Below are 15,323 nucleotides of genomic sequence, written 5' to 3'. Positions count from 1 at the left end.
TCCTCGAATTCATTCAAGAATAGCGCCGGTTTGAACCGGGCATGCCCGGTAACTCCCACAGGCGACCACCCTCGAGGTATCTCATGAAATCACTGAAGCTCATCGGTCTGGCATTCGGCGCGTCGATCGCGCTGTCGAGCGCGGCATTCGCGCAGGATGTCACCGTCGCAGTCGCAGGTCCGATGACCGGCGGCGAGTCCGCTTTCGGCCGCCAGATGAAGAACGGCGCCGAGATGGCCGTAGCCGACATCAACGCCGCCGGCGGCCTCAACGGCAAGAAGCTCGCGCTGTCCGTCGAGGACGACGCCTGCGACCCGAAGCAGGCGCGCTCGATCGCCGAGAAGATCGCCGGCGCGAAGATCCCCTTCGTGGCCGGGCATTATTGCTCGTCGTCGTCGATCCCCGCGTCGGAAGCCTATGCCGACGGCAACGTGCTCCAGATTACTCCCGCCTCCACCAATCCGAAGTTCACCGATAGCGGACTGTGGAACGTGGCGCGCGTCTGCGGCCGCGACGACCAGCAGGGCCTGGTCGCCGCCCAGTACATCGCCAAGAACTACAAGGGCAAGAATATCGCCATCCTCAACGACAAGACCACCTACGGCAAGGGTCTTGCGGACGAGACCAAGAAGGCGCTCAACAAGGCCGGCGTCACCGAGAAGATGTACGAGTCCTACAACAAGGGCGACAAGGACTTCAACGCGATCGTCTCGCGGCTGAAGCGCGACAACATCGATCTCGTCTATGTCGGGGGCTACCATCAGGAGAGCGGCCTGATCCTGCGCCAGATGCGCGACCAGGGCCTCAAGACCGTGCTGATGGCCGGCGACGCGCTCGCCGACAAGGAATATGCCTCCATCACCGGCCCTGCCGGCGAAGGCACGCTGTTCACCTTTGGCCCCGATCCGCGCAATAAGCCGACCGCGAAGAAGATCGTCGAGGCCTTCAAGGCCAAGAACATCGACCCCGAGGGCTACACGCTCTACACCTATGCGGCGATGCAGGTCTGGTCGCAGGCGGCCAAGAAGGCCGGCACCACCGATGCCAAGAAGGTCATGGCGGCCATCAAGGCCGGCAAGTGGGACACCGTGATCGGGCCGATCGAGTATGACGCCAAGGGCGACATCAAGCAGCTCGACTACGTCGTCTACAAATGGGACGCCAAGGGCGGCTACGCCGCGATCAGCGGCAACGGCACCTAAGCACGGTTGCCGGGGCCTGAAGGCTTCCTCCAATCATCATCGCGCCCCGGCTTGCCCCGGGGCGTTTCTTCCTGCGTCAGGGTCAGACGGCTGCAGGCAGCGCGCCGTCCGCTGCGGCTTGGGCGTTCCTTAGTGCTTGAAGAAGATCGTTCGGCCGAAACGGCTTTTGCAGGCAGACCACATTGGCGAGGTGGGACGATTGTTCCATGAAGTCCAGTGCCGTCATCCCCGACACCGCAACGACCGGAAGACTCGGTGCAAGCTCGCGCAGCGTCGTGATGACCTCGACGCCGCTGGTATCGCCAAGGAAAATGTCCACGATTGCCGCGTCGAAGCAGGTCTCGGTGAAGGCTTTCACCCCGGCTGCGCCGCTATCGGCCTCAACGACGTCGTAACGGTTGACGCGCAGCACGATCGCGACCATCGCACGGACGTCCTTCTGGTCGTCGATGATGAGAACGCGGGGCATAGGGAACAACTCCCGGATCCTGAATTCAAAATGCCTGATTCAAACCTGGAACCCGTAGCAGCGGGAGAGCATTATGGCACCGTCCAGTAAAGCGCATCTTACCCGAGCCCCCGTGCGCGTTCCCCATAAAATTAAGTAAACTGTAACCTTCGGTTGAGTCGCGGTGGGTTTTGTCATGATGCGTGCCCAGAACCCGCTACCATGGACGGAAATTCATTGGGCCAAATGAGATTGGCGAAGATGCTCAAGACCGATCTGCGAGAGCTGCACGTGTCCGCGCCGACCGATCGGAGCACATTCCTTTCGACGTTGCCGGCCACCCCGAAAGACCGCACCGCAGCATTGGCGATCGTGGGCGTCTCGTCGATCCTGTTCGCAGTGGCCGTGCCCTTCGCAGGTATCCCGCTGCTGCCCGTGCCAGCCTTCGTCGCGAGCTATCAATCCGCCCTTGTGGTCGCGGACATCGTCACCGCGGTCCTGCTGTTGTCGCAGTTTGCGGTGCTCAGGACCCGCGCGCTGCTCGTGCTGGCGACGGGCTATCTGTTCACCGCTGCCGCGGCCGTGGTCCATGCCCTCACCTTCCCCGGACTTTTTTCGCCGACCGGGCTGCTGGGAGCCAACCAGCAGACCACGGTCTGGCTCTACATGATCTGGCACGGTGGCTTCCCGCTCTGCGTGCTGGCCTATGCCTGGCTGAAGGAGGCCGACGGCGGCGCCCGGATCGCGGGCTCGGCAAGCAAGGCGATCTACGCCAGCGTGGTCGGCGTCGCCGCGGTCATGGTCGTCTTGACCTGGATCGTCACTGCCCAGCACGACCTGCTTCCGGTCCTGCTGCGCGACGGCCGTTACACGCAGATCATGATCGGCGTGGTGGCCTTTGTCTGGTCCTTGAGCTTTGCCGCGCTGGTCTCGCTGTGGTTCCGTCGTCCGCATTCGGTCATCGACGTCTGGCTCATGGTGGTGATGTGCGCGTGGCTGTTCGACATCGCGCTGTCGGCGATCGTCAACGTCGCGCGCTTCGATCTCGGCTTCTACGCCGGCCGCGTCTACGGCCTCTGCGCGGCGACCTTCGTGCTCGCAGTGCTTTTGATCGAAAATGTCCGCCTCCAGGCGCACACGCTGGGGCTCGTCGGCAGGTTGCGCCAGCAGTCAGCATTGGATCGCGACTACTATGGCAAGCGCCTTGCGCTGTACGGGGCCGTCGTCGAATCCGCCAATGATGCCATCATTACGAAGACCCTCGACGGTGTCATCACGGGCTGGAACAAGGCCGCCGAACATCTGTTCGGCTATGCCGCCGCGGAGGCCATCGGCCAACCGATCGACATCATCGTGCCGGAGGACCGCAAGGCCGAGGTCAGGGGTATCCTGAACAGGGTCGGCGGCAATGAAACGATCGCCCAGCATGAAACGGTCCGGATCCGAAAGGACGGTCGGCCGCTCGACGTCGTTCTCAATGTTTCTCCGCTCAAATCAGCCAACGGACAGATCATCGGCGCTTCCAAGATCGCCCACGACATCACGGAAGAGAAGCAGGCAAGAGAAAAACTGCGCCGCGAGGTCGAGGAGCGGGAGCGGATCTTCGAGACCTCGCAGGACCTGATCCTGGTCACCGACGGTTTTGGCAATTTCATCCAGGTCAGCCCGAGCGTGAAGACGATTCTCGGCTTGAGCCCGGACGACATGATCGGGCACAGCGCCACCGAGTTCATTCACCCCGATGACCTCCAGAAGACGCGCGACGAGATGCGCGCGGCGCGGCGTGGCGCGGTCAAGCGCAGCTTCGAGGCGCGCTACTACCACTACGATGGTCACGAGGTCACGCTGAACTGGATGGGCACCTGGTCCGATCCGGTCAAGCGCCACTTCTTCATCGGTCGCGACCTCACCGAGAAGCAGGCCGCCGAGGCGCAGTTCAGGCACGTCCAGAAGATGGATTCCATCGGTCAATTGACCGGCGGTGTCGCGCACGACTTCAACAATGTGCTGACCGTCATCACCGGCACGATCGGCATTCTGGCGGACGCGGTCGCTGACCGTCCCGAGCTCGCTGCCATCACCAAGCTAATCGATGACGCCGCCGAACGTGGCGCGCAACTGACCAAGCATCTGCTCGCCTTCGCCCGCAAGCAGCCGCTCCAACCGCGCGAAATCGACGTCAACGCATTGACGCTCGAGGCCGCAAAGCTCCTGCATCCCACGCTCGGCGAGCAGATCACCATCATGCCGCAACTCACCGAGGATGCGTGGCCGGCACTGATCGATCCGGGCCAGCTTTCCACCGCGATCCTCAATCTCGCGCTGAACGCGCGAGATGCCATGCCCAACGGCGGCACGCTGGTGCTGGAGACCCGCAACATCTTTCTTGACGACGGCTATGCCAGCATGAACCCCGACGTGGTGGCTGGCAATTACGTCATGATCGCCGTCAGCGACACCGGCTCCGGAATCCCGCCGGAGTTGATGGACCGGGTGTTCGATCCCTTCTTCACCACCAAGGAGGTCGGCAAGGGCACCGGCCTCGGGCTCAGCATGGTGTTCGGCTTCGTCAAGCAGTCCGGCGGACACATCAAGATCTACAGCGAGGAAGGCCACGGCACGAGCGTGAAGATCTACCTGCCGCGCTCGAGCGGCGTGCAGGAGACCGAGTTCGAGGCGCTCCAGAACGCGCCCGTCACCGGCGGCCACGAAAAGATCCTGATCGTCGAGGACGACGCGCTGGTGCGCCAATATGTCGTGACCCAGATCAAGAGCCTCGGCTATGTCACCCTCGAAGCCGGCAACGCGGCCGAGGCCCTCGTCATTATCGACGCCGACAAGAACATCGACCTGCTGTTCACGGACGTCATAATGCCGGGCAACATGAACGGACGCCAGCTCGCCGACGAGGCGGCTCGCCGCCGCCCCGACTTGAAGACGCTGTTCACCTCGGGCTACACCGAGAACGCCATCGTCCATCACGGACGGCTCGATTCCGGCGTGCTGCTGCTGGCAAAGCCCTACCGCAAGTCCGAGCTCGCCAAGATGCTGAGGACCGCGCTCGCGGGTTGAGCCTGCGGCATCCCTGCGATATCGCTGAAGCGGACGCCTTTCAGCCTGCGGAGCCGCCTTGAAAAACCTTCTCACCGATATCGCCGGCGTCCGCGTCGGCCATGCCGAGGATGCGAAAATTGCCACTGGCACGACCGCGATCATCTTCGACGCCCCCGCGGTTACGGCCATCGATGTTCGTGGCGGCGGCCCCGGCACGCGCGAAGACGCGTTGCTCGACCTCGCCAGCACCGTCGATCGCGTCGACGCCATTGCGCTGTCCGGCGGCTCAGCCTTTGGAATCGACGCCGGCGGCGGCATCCAGGCCTGGCTCGCCGAACAAGGCCGCGGCTTGCGGATTCGCGACGCGGTGATTCCGATCGTCCCGGGCGCGATCGTTTTCGACCTGCTCAACGGTGGCGACAAGGCCTGGGGACGCTTCGCGCCCTATCGCGATCTCGGCTACGCCGCAGCGTTGGCCGCCAGCGACGATTTCGCGCTGGGCAGCGTCGGCGCCGGCCTCGGTGCCACCACCGCAACCTTCAAGGGCGGACTGGGGTCGGCCTCCGCGGTCCTGGCCAATGGCATCAAGGTCGCTGCGATCATCGTCGTCAACGCGGTCGGCAGCACAACCGTTGGCGAGGGGCCTTGGTTCTGGGCTGCACCGTTCGAGGAGAACGGCGAGTTCGGCGGGCGCGGCCTGCCGTCCGCGTTCACGCCGGACATGCTGGCGATGCGTATCAAGGGCGGGCCCGCCGCGAACGCGCGTGAGAACACCACGATCGGCCTCGTCGTCACCGATGCCACGCTGACCAAGGCCCAGGCCAAGCGGCTTGCGATGATCGCGCATACCGGGTTCGCCCGTGCGATTTATCCGGTGCATGCCCCAACCGATGGCGACGTGCTGTTCGCCGCCGCAACGGGCGAGAAGCCGATCGAGCCGCTGGTCGGCCTCACCGAATTGGGAACCGTCGCCGCCAACGTGGTCGCACGCGCGATCGCTCGCGGCGTCTACAATGCGACGGCCCTGCCGTTTGCCGGCGCGCTGCCGGCGTGGAAGGATCGGTTCGGCTAGAAACGAAACGGCTGACACGGCGTTACCCTGACGGGCCAAGGTGCACCGCCATGCCGTCTTCCGTGATCCGGTTTTTCCGTTATGCGCCCGAGACTCGCGAGCTGAAAGTGACTTTCGTCAGCGGACGCCTCTATGTCTACGAGGACGTTCCGCCCGAGGTCGCCGCGGCGTTCAGGAATGCGCGCTCAAAGGGTACATTCTTCAACCGCGAAATCCGCGACCGTTATCTCTACCGTGACATCACTCGCGAATATGCAGGCTAGCCGTGAGCAAGGTTACACGCTCATCGACATGGATGAACCGACAGCCGCTGAGGCGCCTTGTCCCTGCCCGCCCTGCCGCTGCATCAACTGCGCGAACAGATCGTACGCCGAATTACGGGGGCTGGAGGCGCCCGGGACCGTCGTCGACATCTTGAAGCCGTCGGCGTAGGTGACGGTGGTGGTGGTCGAGCCGTCGGCGCCGGTCGTCGAGGTCGAGGTCGAACCGCCGCTGGACCGCGAGGAGGAATCCGAACCGCCGCCGGACGCATCGCCCGCACCTTGCGCGTGATGGTGGCCGCGATGGCCGCTCTTCAGCACCTTCGACATCTCATCGAGGCTGACGCTGCCGTCGGTATTCGTATCCAGCTTAGAGAACACGTCGTCGGCCTGCGCGAGGTTGGTGCCGCCGGCGCCGAGCGCATTCTCGAATTCCGACTCGGTGATCTTGCCGTCGCCGTCGCCATCGATCTGCGAGAACAGATCCTTCAGGGCGGCGTCGCGGCGCGTGGAGGACGAGGATATTGAACTGGACGAGGTCGAGCTCGCTGCGCTGCTCGTACTGTCCGAGGATTGGCTCTGTGCGGCGAACAGCGCGTTCATCGTCTCCGGCGAGATCTGCGGGGTTTTGCCCGCATTGACCGACGAGGTCGCGCCGGTCGTGCTGTTGCTGCCACTGTCGATCGCGAACGGATTGGTCGCAGGCTTTTGCGAGGACCCCGTCTTCTGCGTCGACGAGGACGATTTCGAATTCGTCAGCGACTGGATCGCGTCGAGCGCGCTCGATACGGCCCCAAGAGCGAACAACATTGCACAACTCCAACCGATGCGGCATGCCGCGGCCAATGTTCTGTTCAGGTGAAGTCAGCAAGCGCCGTGCCAGCGCAAAAAGCTCAATGAAATCCGCTTTCACCGCGCTTTGCACGGCCCGGGAACACCGGCAATTCATGCCGGTCGCGGCAGAAATTTCCGCCCACAGGAAGCACGCCGCCCCTGCATTGCCCGGCTGAGAGGCCCATGTTAGGCGAGTCCATCTTTCACGGCCGCCACGGGAAACCGCCATGACCCAAGCCTTCGCTCCCCGCCCCCTGGCAATCGCGCCCTCGATCCTGGCCTCGGACTTCTCCAAGCTCGGCGAGGAGGTGCGCGCCGTGGACGCCGCCGGAGCCGACTGGATCCATCTCGACGTCATGGACGGGCACTTCGTTCCCAACATCTCGTATGGCCCCGACGTCATCAAGGCGATGCGCCCGCACACCAAGAAGATCTTCGACGCGCATCTGATGATCTCGCCCTGCGACCCCTACCTGGAGGCCTTTGCGAAAGCCGGCTGCGACCACATCACCGTGCATGCCGAGGCCGGTCCCCATCTGCACCGCTCGCTTCAGGCGATCCGCGCTCTCGGCAAGAAGGCCGGCGTTTCGCTCAATCCGGGCACGCCGATCAGCGCGCTCGAATACGTTCTGGACCTGGTCGACCTCGTGCTGGTGATGTCGGTCAATCCCGGCTTCGGCGGCCAAGCCTTCATCCCCGCCTCGATCGGCAAGATCCGCGACATCCGCGCGATGACGGCGGGCCGTCCGATCGACATCGAAGTCGACGGCGGCGTCGGCTCCGACGTCGCAGGTCCCCTCGCCGCAGCCGGCGCCAACGCCTTCGTCGCCGGCACGTCCGTGTTCAGGGGCGGCACGCAGGACGCCTACAAGACCAACATCGCGGCGATCCGCAACGCCGCCGCGGGCGCGCGTGGCGAGGCGATCTGAGGGCCCGCTCGGCTCCGCAGACGTGCGGCTTCTACGGGTGTTGCGGCGCGCAATGCCTAAATTTGCAACCTTGATCCGTACTCCTCCGGGCTTCCCTGATTCGCGCAAATCACCGCTAGTGATTCTTGCCTGTTTCGCGGGAGCACATCATGACGACGACCTTGGTTTGGACTGGCGTGGCGTTGTGGCTTGGTTTTTGTGCGTTTGTTGTGTTTGGTCCATCAGCCGGACCGGTGAAGGTCTCGGTACGCTCGGCCCGCATCGCCCGTCGCGACTGGTATCGGGCCTGACCCCATGCAGATCGCGCTCGTAAAGCGTCAGCCGAAGCGCCGGTGCCGCATCCCGCGGCGCCCGCATCCTGACCTCGATTTTTTCTTCGGTCGGCTCGAACGCACCGAAGGCGAGATGCGCGACGACACCGGGCCCGACATGGACCTGGATCATCCGCTCCGGTCACCGCGCCGGCATTGAATTCTTTTCTGGACCAAGCTCATGAAGCCGCATTGCCCGAACTGCCTGAAAGAAATGACCAAGGCGTCCGCGTCGCGTAACCTGTTCAACTGCGAGCCCTGCCGCGAGATCATCCAGTTCTTCGGCGGTAGCGCGGATCACGGCGAGCCCGGCCCGCAATTCTCCTGGCCGATCCGCCGCAAGCGCTCCGTCCACACCGCTCACGCGGCCTGAATCTCCAGGATCCAGAGCGCCGCCCTATCCGGCCTCTTCGCCCACATCCGCAGCCATTCGCGGCGGCCGTACCACGGTAACGGTGCAGGCCGCTTCCGAGGCCACCTTGGCCGAGACGCTGCCGAGCAGCGTGCGCCTGAACGAGCCCTGCCGCGCGCCGATGATGACGTGGTCGACGTGGTTCACCTCGCAAAACTCCAGGATGGCCGCCGCGGGATCGACGGCTTCCAGCACGTGAGCCGACAGCCGGCTCTCATCGAGCTTGAGCGGAGTGGCCCAGTGCCTGAGCGCCACCAACCGGTCGATATGCTTGTTGGAGCCCTGCTCATCCAGCGTCCTGTCAATCGCGATGCGGTTGAGCTTCAGCACGTTGAGACATGCGAGCCGCGCCGACGGCAGCGTGGCGAGAATGCGTTCCGTCGTCATGCGCAGAGCCTCGTTCAACTCCGGCTCGCCTTCCGCCGTATCGAGCGCGACCGCAACGATCGGGCTTGATGCGAGCTGGGCTGCGACATCCGATTTCGCGCGGGGCGCCATGACACCCTGGTTGAACCGGCGGCGCCAGGCGACGCTGAGCGGATCGCGCTTCATTCGCTCCGAGCGCATCGTGAGCCTGATCTGGTCCGGATGGGTCAGATCGAAGGCGAGCTGCGACGCCGTCGGATAGCGCCGCACCGGCTCGATCTCGAGGCACCGCAGCACCACCTCCTGGAGCCAGGGCGGATAGTCGGCGCGCAAGCCGCGCGGCGGGTGCGGATCGCGCCACAACCGGCGCCGCATCGCACGCAGCGTCTCGCCCTCGCCGAACGGCCGCTCGCCGGTCGTGAAGAAATAGAGCAGCACGCCAAGCGAGAACAAATCGCTGCGCGGATCGTCGCGCACCCCTGACAGCCGTTCAGGCGCCATGTAGGGCGCGGTGCCGTAAGGCAGGCGGAATTCCTCCTGCAACAGGTCAGGCAGGTGGTTGTGATGCGACAGGCCATAGTCGATCAGCACCGCCTCGCCGCTCTCGCGGAACATGATGCTGCTCGGCTTGATGTCGTGATGGATCACGTTCTGCCGGTGCAAATCCGCCAGCCCCGTCGTGATCCTGGCGACGAGTTGCCGCGCCTCGTCATACGGCAGCGGCAGGTCGGGCAGCCGCTTGTAGAGCGTTGTCCCGGTGATGCGCTCGATTACGACATAGGCTTGGTGGGCAAAATCGCCGGTGCCGAAGCTTGAGGGCACGTGCGGCCCGGCCAGCCGCGGCAGGATCATCATTTCCATTTCGAAGGAGACGATCGCCGCGGGATCCTCGCCCTCCGACACCCGCGGAATCTTCATCAGCAGCGGCACCTCGATGCCGGGATGGGTGACCGTCCACAGCGTCGCCATGCCGCCGGCATGGACGCATTCGCCAATGGTGTAGCCGTCGATCTCTGCGCCTGATTTGACGAGGGGTTTCGGCATCGCCTCTAGCGCCCCTGCGACAATCGGTCGGCGAGCCAGTGCGGCAGGCCGTTCTCACGGATCCGGTTCGCGGCCGTCTCGACATCGTAGGGCGCGCGGCAATAGGTGATCAGGCAGGTGACCGTGTCGAACAGCACGAAAGCCGCGGAGGGATCGCCATCGCGGGGCTGGCCGACCGAGCCGAGCACCGCTAGCCATTGCCGCCCGCGCAGCAGCGGTACGGAGACGTCGGTCTTGGGCACGAGTCCCGACATCTTCGCCGTCACCGACATCGAATAGATCGCCGGGCGGTGGATGTGGCCGCAGAACGTGACATGAGCGGGCGTCGCGATCAGGCTTTTGGCGGCGTCCGCCGTCGATCGGACATAGTGCCAGCTCAGGGGGCTGGAGGCTTCCGAATGCACGAACAGACGATCGCTGTCCTCCACCAGCATCGGCAATTCCGCCAGGAACCGCCGCTGCGCGGTGTCGAGCCGGCCGCGGGTCCATTCGATCGCGACTTGCGCCTCGGCATTCATGGTCTCGGCCGAGGAATTCACCGCCTGGTCATGATTGCCGCGCACAGCGACGGCGCCCTGGGCGACCAGCTCCATCGCGGTATCCACTACCCATTCCGGGTCGGCGCCATAGCCCACGAAGTCGCCAAGCAGGATGAACCGCTCGGCGCCCCGCGCCCGCGCGACTTTCAGGCACGCCTCGAACGCCTGCCGGTTGCCGTGGATATCCGAGAAGACAGCGAGAAGCACGCACCCTCCACCCTCGAACCTTATTAGGAGCCGATAAGGCCAAATTGAGGGAGGTCAAGAACATGCGCCAGCGGCGCGCGGTTTGCCAGCGCTGCCCTGTCGCGATGGTGAAGAGCCTATTGCTCGTCCTTCGGCGGCATCCGGGGCGGCGGAATCGGGGTGAACACGGCGCCCTGCGCGCCGGCCGGTGGCGCCAGGAATTCGCCGGTCGAGGAATCGCCTCCGCTCGTCTCCAGGATCGTCTTGGGCGTCACATATTCCCTGACCATGTCGATGAGGCTGCCATCGCCGCCGCCGAAATCGGCGGCCCGGCCGCCTTGCGGATGTCCCAGCGCGATCTCGTTCTCCGCCGCATGGGTCTTGTCGGCCAGCCTGTCATTGTAGGGCACACGAAAGGCGCGCGGTATGCCGCTTGGGCGATTGTCCTCGTCGAGCTGCTCGACCCAGAGATAGATCGAGCCGGGATCGCCTTCCAGCGAATGCGGCTCGACGATGCGGGCCTTCAGCAGCTTGAAGGAGGCCGGCAGCCGGTCGGCGCTGGCCCAGCCGAGCAGCCCGCGCATTTCCGTGAAGCTGACGACATAGAAGGCGCTGGTCACGACCACCGCAACGGCCTTGATCGACCAGTGCAGCCGCGCATAGACCAACACGACCAGCAGCAGCGCGCCGATGACGGCGTAAGCTATCGATAGCGTGAGGATGACCGTCTGCAGGCTAGTCACGGCGCACCCTCACAGCGTTCTTGCTCACGCCAGTGCTCGGGTCGAGATCGGCGCCGTTGCGCCAGCCGCTGCGAAACGTCTCCAGCAGCGATTTCGGCCGCTGATCCACATTGACGACCTTGCCCTCGGCATCGAGCCGGAACCGCACCGCGGTCTTCTCGTCGCCGGTGTGATCGACCGTGAACTTGTTGTCGAAGACCACTTGCGCTGTGGGATTGAGCTTCTGCACCTTCACATTGGCTGTGACGGGTTCGCCGGTCGTGGCCACGAAATGTGAGACATTGACGGTGTATTCGCCGGGAACGATGCCCCGCACCGTGACGATCTCCTCGCGGATCGGCGAGGCAATCTTCTTGCCGTTGACCACGATGAAGTCGTTGGCTCCGCCGCGGTCGTCGCGGTCGAGCGTGAGGAAACCGGCCTCGCGGTGGCGATACCAGGCGATGTTGCCCACGGGATCCTGCACGAACAGGTCGAGATCGTCGGGATGGCTGTCGGGCCAGTCCAGCGTGATCATGAACTCGGCCTTGGAATCGATCTTGCCGTCCTTGGCGTCCGGTGAGACCGCGAGCAGCGCGAGGAAGAACAGGAAAGCGATCACCTGGAGTGCCTTGAACAGCATCACGCCCAAGGGATCGAACGGCTCCTCGCGCGGATAGAGACCGAAATCATCCATCATGTCGCGATTCCAGCGCCCTTGATTCCAGAACCCGTGATTCCGAAACCCTTGCGCTCCAGCACCGGCGTCACATAAGTCTCGGTCAGCACCACGGCATCCGAGAACACCCGCTGGGTCGCGGCATCCAGCATGTAGTACTGGATGCGGACCAGGATCGAACCGACCAGGCCCGCCAGCGTCGTGTACATCGCGACCGCCATGCCGTCGCTCATCAGCCCCATCGAGGACCGCATCGCGACCTTGTCGGCGGCATCCAGCCCCGCGATTGGCGCCAGCATGATGATGAAACCGACGATGGTGCCGAGCAGACCGAGCTTCATCAGCGTATCCGAGACGAAGGCCCCGAAGCCGTTGGAGCCGCGCAGCCGGTCGGCAAGCGTCCGCAGCAATAGGGTCTGGTCGACCGGGCGGTAGTCCTGCGCCGCGGCCTTGGTCACGAGGCTCTCGATGTGATCACGCACCAGCCCGCGCGGCAGCGCAGCCGCGCCGGCGTCGAGCGCCCTCCCGCCCTCGGGCGCCGCGAGCACCGCGCGGCAGCGCCGGGCCGCCGCGCCCTCACGGGCGATGGCCCGCGTGCGCAGGAAGCAGTGACCGCAGGTGAGCACATAGAGCAGTGCGATCACGCTGGAAATGTAGGTCCGGTCCGAGGTCAGCATCAGACGGATCAGGCCGAACCGCCACAGCAGCACGACGGCGAAGATCGAAAGCCCGGTGAAGATCATCCAGAACAGGAGCGCGCTGCGCTCGGATGGGTCGGCAACAGGCCCCGCGATCGGCCCAATCGTCATCGAACTCATGCTGCACTGCTCCTGGCCGTGAATTCCGCCCATTAGATCAAAGCCGCCGCGCCCGGTCCAAAGAGCCATGCCCAATCCGGCTTGGGAAATTTGCCCGAGCTGCCATCTTGCCGTGCCTCGCAATTGGCAAGGCGCGGCGGCGTTGTTAGGCTGACCTTACCAAATTTTGGGGTGATCGCATGCGCCTTGTGCTTCAGCTTGTCGCCCGTCTGCTTCTCATCGTCGCGCTTTGCCTCGGGGCGGCCACCATCTGGGCCACGTTCGACGCCTATCGCAGCGTCGACCGGGCGACTGCGGCCTCGGCGCAGCGGGTCGCCCAGGCGCTGCAAGCCCTGTACTGGCGCGAATTCTTGTTGCGTAGCAGCAGAACACGCGAGCAGCTTCTGCCGGTTCCGGAGTGGCGCACGCTGGAGACGATGAAGCTGATCTCACCCGGCGTCTGCGTCGAATTCCAACCGGCCATCGCATTCGAAAAGCCGCTCTGCGGCCAGAGCGAGGGGCTCGGCAAGGCGCCGCCGCGCTGGTTTGCATCGATTGTGCCGACCTTCCTCGGCAGCCATGCCGAAGCGATACGGCCCGTCAGTCCCCGCGCGGCGACCGCCGGAACGGTGGTCGCGACGCCGGATGAAACGGCCGCCATCTCGCTCGCCTGGGAATACATCCTCAACGTGATCGACGTCGCGCTCTTGATGGCGGCGGCGATCGCGCTCCTGGCTTCGCTCGCGATTGCGCATGCGCTGGCGCCGGCGCGCACGATCGTGATCGCCTTGCAGCGCATGGCCCGCGGTCAGTATCGCACGAAACTGCCGCGCTTCCGCTCGATGGAGCTGGCGATGATCGGCAGCGCCGTCGGCGAGCTCGGCGGCCGGTTGGAGGAAGCGACCGAGCAACGCGCGGCGCTGACGCGGCGCCTGATCGAGATCCGTGACGACGAACGCCGCGCGCTCGCCCGCGAGTTGCACGACGAGTTCGGACAAAATCTCTCGGCCATCCTCGCCTTCGCCAACACCATCGAGACGGCGAGCACGAAAGCAGACAAGCACAACGATATCGTGCAGGACGCGCGGATGATCTCGCAGGCCACGCATCATCTGATGGCCTCGCTACGCGACGCGCTGAAGCGCCTGCGCAATCCCCTGCCCGCCGAGCTTGGGCTGGAGGCGAGCCTCGTGAATTTGGTGGATAGCTGGCGCTCGCAGAGCGCGGCGCGACCGACGATCCAGCTCGATCTCCGGGGCGACTTCACCGACATCAGCGGCCCGGCTGCCACCACCGCCTATCGCGTCGCGCAGGAATGCCTGACCAACGCGTTGCGCCACGGCGCGGCACGCGAGATTTCGCTCAGCGTCGAGCGGCGAGCGGGCGACGACGATGCGTTGCTGATCCGCGTCGAAGACGATGGCGGCGGCGACGCAGCACGCGTAAAGCAGTCGGCCGGCTTTGGCCTCACGGGCATCCGCGAGCGCGTCGCAGCGGCCGGCGGCTCATTCTCGATCCTGCCCGCCCGAGGCGGACTCAGCGTCGCCGCCACCATCCCGCTCGCCGCGTGAGGCCGGCATGAACGAGATTACGGCAACAGGCATCTCCGTGCTGCTGGTCGACGACCATCCGATCGTGCGGCAAGGCTATCGGCGCGTGCTGGAAAGCCAGGGCGATCTGCATGTCGTGGCGGAAGCCGACAACGCCGCGGATGCCTACAGCGCCTTCAAGGCGCGCGATCCCGACGTGGTCTTGCTGGATATCTCGATGCCCGGCGCGAGCGGGCTGGAAGCCATCCGCAACATCCGCGCGCGCAGCCCGCGGGCCCGGATCCTCGTCTTCACCATGCACAACGAGGCCGTGCTGGTGAAGGCAGCCTTCAGTGCCGGCGCCAGCGGCTTCGTCACCAAGAGCAGCGAGCCGTCCGCGGTCGTGTCCGCGATCCGCAGCGTTGCGCGCGGCGAACGCGCCATGAGCGACGACATCGCGCATATCCTGGCCGAGGACAGCCTGTCGGCGGGCTCGGCGCTGGATCAACTGGGCGAACGCGAGATCGAGATCCTGCGCCAGTTCGCCGGCGGCGCCACGACCGAACAGATCGCTGCGCAACTCAATCTCAGCGTGAAGACGGTGCAGAACTATCACTATCTGATCAAGACCAAAACCGGAGCGCGCACGGATGCGCAGCTGGTGCGGCTGGCAGCCAGTTGTGGGCTGACGAAGATCTAGAGCGTGACGGCGAGCCGGTTACTGCGACCAGAATAACTGGTTCCCAACTGGCCATTCCAACGAAGGTCTCCAAATCTCTCTTAGATTGTGCTAGGTTTCACCACAGGCACGGCATCCAGCACCAAGCCGCCAGTGGATGTGCGTCCGGCTCCGATCTTTCGTCGAGAGCCAGTTTGGACGGCTCTCGAGGCCGCCCTCCTTCCCGTTGTATGTCTTGCACGACAACAGGAGACGCTTTC

17 protein-coding genes are annotated in these 15,323 nt (G+C 64.7%); 10 read left to right on the top strand and 7 right to left on the bottom strand.

The genetic code is table 11. From position 1 onward, the window contains the following. Nucleotides 1-83 precede the first annotated feature (83 nt). Entirely contained in the window at nt 84-1,202 is a 1,119-nt protein-coding gene (locus tag IVB41_RS28990; RefSeq protein WP_007602405.1) for a branched-chain amino acid ABC transporter substrate-binding protein, read from the top strand. An 82-nt stretch (nt 1,203-1,284) separates the two neighbouring features. Here IVB41_RS28990 and IVB41_RS28985 read toward each other — a convergent pair whose 3' ends face one another. After that, the gene (locus tag IVB41_RS28985; RefSeq protein WP_247437523.1) at nt 1,285-1,671 is read right to left on the bottom strand and encodes a response regulator; all 387 of its coding nucleotides are present in this window, start codon (nt 1,669-1,671) and stop codon (nt 1,285-1,287) included. Nucleotides 1,672-1,911: 240 nt separating this feature from the next. Between IVB41_RS28985 and IVB41_RS28980 the strand changes: the two genes are divergently transcribed. From IVB41_RS28980 to IVB41_RS28970, 3 genes are read left to right on the top strand one after another with little or no spacing between them, the layout of a single operon-like run. Beyond that, nucleotides 1,912-4,722 (top strand): PAS domain S-box protein, encoded by a 2,811-nt coding sequence (locus tag IVB41_RS28980; RefSeq protein ID WP_247437513.1) that lies wholly within the window; start codon nt 1,912-1,914, stop codon nt 4,720-4,722. A gap of 58 nt (nt 4,723-4,780) precedes the next feature. Continuing rightward, complete coding sequence (locus IVB41_RS28975) at nt 4,781-5,776, top strand: P1 family peptidase (RefSeq protein ID WP_247437511.1); 996 nt, start codon at nt 4,781-4,783, stop codon at nt 5,774-5,776. 50 nt (nt 5,777-5,826) lie between these two features. Next, the gene (locus IVB41_RS28970) at nt 5,827-6,039 is read left to right on the top strand and encodes a KTSC domain-containing protein (RefSeq protein WP_247437500.1); all 213 of its coding nucleotides are present in this window, start codon (nt 5,827-5,829) and stop codon (nt 6,037-6,039) included. Between the two features lie 12 nt (nt 6,040-6,051). Here IVB41_RS28970 and IVB41_RS28965 read toward each other — a convergent pair whose 3' ends face one another. Then, entirely contained in the window at nt 6,052-6,846 is a 795-nt protein-coding gene (locus tag IVB41_RS28965; protein ID WP_247437498.1) for an EF-hand domain-containing protein, read from the bottom strand. A gap of 251 nt (nt 6,847-7,097) precedes the next feature. On the opposite strand from IVB41_RS28965, the gene rpe reads away from it, so the two are divergent. The 4 genes from rpe (at nt 7,098) to IVB41_RS28945 (ending at nt 8,483) form a co-directional block, all read left to right on the top strand. Then, the gene (rpe, locus tag IVB41_RS28960) at nt 7,098-7,799 is read left to right on the top strand and encodes a ribulose-phosphate 3-epimerase (RefSeq protein WP_247437496.1); all 702 of its coding nucleotides are present in this window, start codon (nt 7,098-7,100) and stop codon (nt 7,797-7,799) included. A gap of 149 nt (nt 7,800-7,948) precedes the next feature. After that, complete coding sequence (locus tag IVB41_RS28955) at nt 7,949-8,089, top strand: hypothetical protein (protein WP_162847284.1); 141 nt, start codon at nt 7,949-7,951, stop codon at nt 8,087-8,089. Nucleotides 8,090-8,093: 4 nt separating this feature from the next. Beyond that, complete coding sequence (locus IVB41_RS28950; protein ID WP_197031140.1) at nt 8,094-8,270, top strand: hypothetical protein; 177 nt, start codon at nt 8,094-8,096, stop codon at nt 8,268-8,270. 21 nt (nt 8,271-8,291) lie between these two features. After that, complete coding sequence (locus IVB41_RS28945) at nt 8,292-8,483, top strand: hypothetical protein (RefSeq protein ID WP_007602380.1); 192 nt, start codon at nt 8,292-8,294, stop codon at nt 8,481-8,483. A gap of 24 nt (nt 8,484-8,507) precedes the next feature. Here IVB41_RS28945 and IVB41_RS28940 read toward each other — a convergent pair whose 3' ends face one another. From IVB41_RS28940 to IVB41_RS28920, 5 genes are all read right to left on the bottom strand, one after another. Further along, nucleotides 8,508-9,932: a bifunctional serine/threonine-protein kinase/universal stress protein gene (locus tag IVB41_RS28940; protein ID WP_027567697.1), complete on the bottom strand. Its 1,425-nt coding sequence runs from the start codon at nt 9,930-9,932 to the stop codon at nt 8,508-8,510. Between the two features lie 5 nt (nt 9,933-9,937). Next, a complete protein-coding gene (locus IVB41_RS28935; protein WP_247362393.1) occupies nt 9,938-10,678 on the bottom strand; it encodes a metallophosphoesterase in 741 nt (246 codons plus the stop codon). 116 nt (nt 10,679-10,794) lie between these two features. Beyond that, complete coding sequence (locus IVB41_RS28930) at nt 10,795-11,400, bottom strand: hypothetical protein (RefSeq protein WP_027567695.1); 606 nt, start codon at nt 11,398-11,400, stop codon at nt 10,795-10,797. Beyond that, nucleotides 11,393-12,079, bottom strand: coding sequence for a hypothetical protein (locus tag IVB41_RS28925; protein ID WP_027567694.1), 687 nt, complete (start codon nt 12,077-12,079; stop codon nt 11,393-11,395). Before IVB41_RS28925 ends, IVB41_RS28930 begins: the two co-directional genes overlap by 8 nt. Continuing rightward, nucleotides 12,076-12,876, bottom strand: a complete 801-nt coding sequence (locus IVB41_RS28920; protein WP_247437494.1) for a MotA/TolQ/ExbB proton channel family protein — start codon at nt 12,874-12,876, stop codon at nt 12,076-12,078. The genes IVB41_RS28925 and IVB41_RS28920 overlap by 4 nt, the downstream gene beginning before the upstream one ends. Nucleotides 12,877-13,055: 179 nt before the next feature. Between IVB41_RS28920 and IVB41_RS28915 the strand changes: the two genes are divergently transcribed. Both IVB41_RS28915 and IVB41_RS28910 read left to right on the top strand, forming a co-directional pair. Further along, nucleotides 13,056-14,426 (top strand): sensor histidine kinase, encoded by a 1,371-nt coding sequence (locus IVB41_RS28915; protein WP_247437492.1) that lies wholly within the window; start codon nt 13,056-13,058, stop codon nt 14,424-14,426. Between the two features lie 7 nt (nt 14,427-14,433). Next, nucleotides 14,434-15,084, top strand: coding sequence for a response regulator transcription factor (locus IVB41_RS28910; protein ID WP_247437490.1), 651 nt, complete (start codon nt 14,434-14,436; stop codon nt 15,082-15,084). Nucleotides 15,085-15,323 lie beyond the last annotated feature (239 nt).

It is taken from the genome of Bradyrhizobium sp. 44 (genome assembly GCF_023073095.1).
Taxonomy (GTDB): domain Bacteria; phylum Pseudomonadota; class Alphaproteobacteria; order Rhizobiales; family Xanthobacteraceae; genus Bradyrhizobium.
The sequence above is the reverse complement of the archived record's forward strand: the minus strand, read 5'-3'. Positions and strand labels throughout refer to the sequence as shown.

Excerpts from the sequence above, each read along its gene's own strand:
- IVB41_RS28990 (WP_007602405.1), top strand. The coding sequence starts at position 84 with ATGAAATCACTGAAGCTCATCGGTCTGGCATTCGGCGCGTCGATCGCG.
- IVB41_RS28985 (WP_247437523.1), bottom strand. The coding sequence starts at position 1,671 with ATGCCCCGCGTTCTCATCATCGACGACCAGAAGGACGTCCGTGCGATG.
- IVB41_RS28980 (WP_247437513.1), top strand. The coding sequence starts at position 1,912 with ATGCTCAAGACCGATCTGCGAGAGCTGCACGTGTCCGCGCCGACCGAT.
- IVB41_RS28970 (WP_247437500.1), top strand. The coding sequence starts at position 5,827 with ATGCCGTCTTCCGTGATCCGGTTTTTCCGTTATGCGCCCGAGACTCGC.
- IVB41_RS28965 (WP_247437498.1), bottom strand. The coding sequence starts at position 6,846 with ATGTTGTTCGCTCTTGGGGCCGTATCGAGCGCGCTCGACGCGATCCAG.
- rpe (WP_247437496.1), top strand. The coding sequence starts at position 7,098 with ATGACCCAAGCCTTCGCTCCCCGCCCCCTGGCAATCGCGCCCTCGATC.
- IVB41_RS28955 (WP_162847284.1), top strand. The coding sequence starts at position 7,949 with ATGACGACGACCTTGGTTTGGACTGGCGTGGCGTTGTGGCTTGGTTTT.
- IVB41_RS28950 (WP_197031140.1), top strand. The coding sequence starts at position 8,094 with ATGCAGATCGCGCTCGTAAAGCGTCAGCCGAAGCGCCGGTGCCGCATC.
- IVB41_RS28945 (WP_007602380.1), top strand. The coding sequence starts at position 8,292 with ATGAAGCCGCATTGCCCGAACTGCCTGAAAGAAATGACCAAGGCGTCC.
- IVB41_RS28940 (WP_027567697.1), bottom strand. The coding sequence starts at position 9,932 with ATGCCGAAACCCCTCGTCAAATCAGGCGCAGAGATCGACGGCTACACC.
- IVB41_RS28925 (WP_027567694.1), bottom strand. The coding sequence starts at position 12,079 with ATGATGGATGATTTCGGTCTCTATCCGCGCGAGGAGCCGTTCGATCCC.
- IVB41_RS28920 (WP_247437494.1), bottom strand. The coding sequence starts at position 12,876 with ATGAGTTCGATGACGATTGGGCCGATCGCGGGGCCTGTTGCCGACCCA.
- IVB41_RS28915 (WP_247437492.1), top strand. The coding sequence starts at position 13,056 with ATGCGCCTTGTGCTTCAGCTTGTCGCCCGTCTGCTTCTCATCGTCGCG.
- IVB41_RS28910 (WP_247437490.1), top strand. The coding sequence starts at position 14,434 with ATGAACGAGATTACGGCAACAGGCATCTCCGTGCTGCTGGTCGACGAC.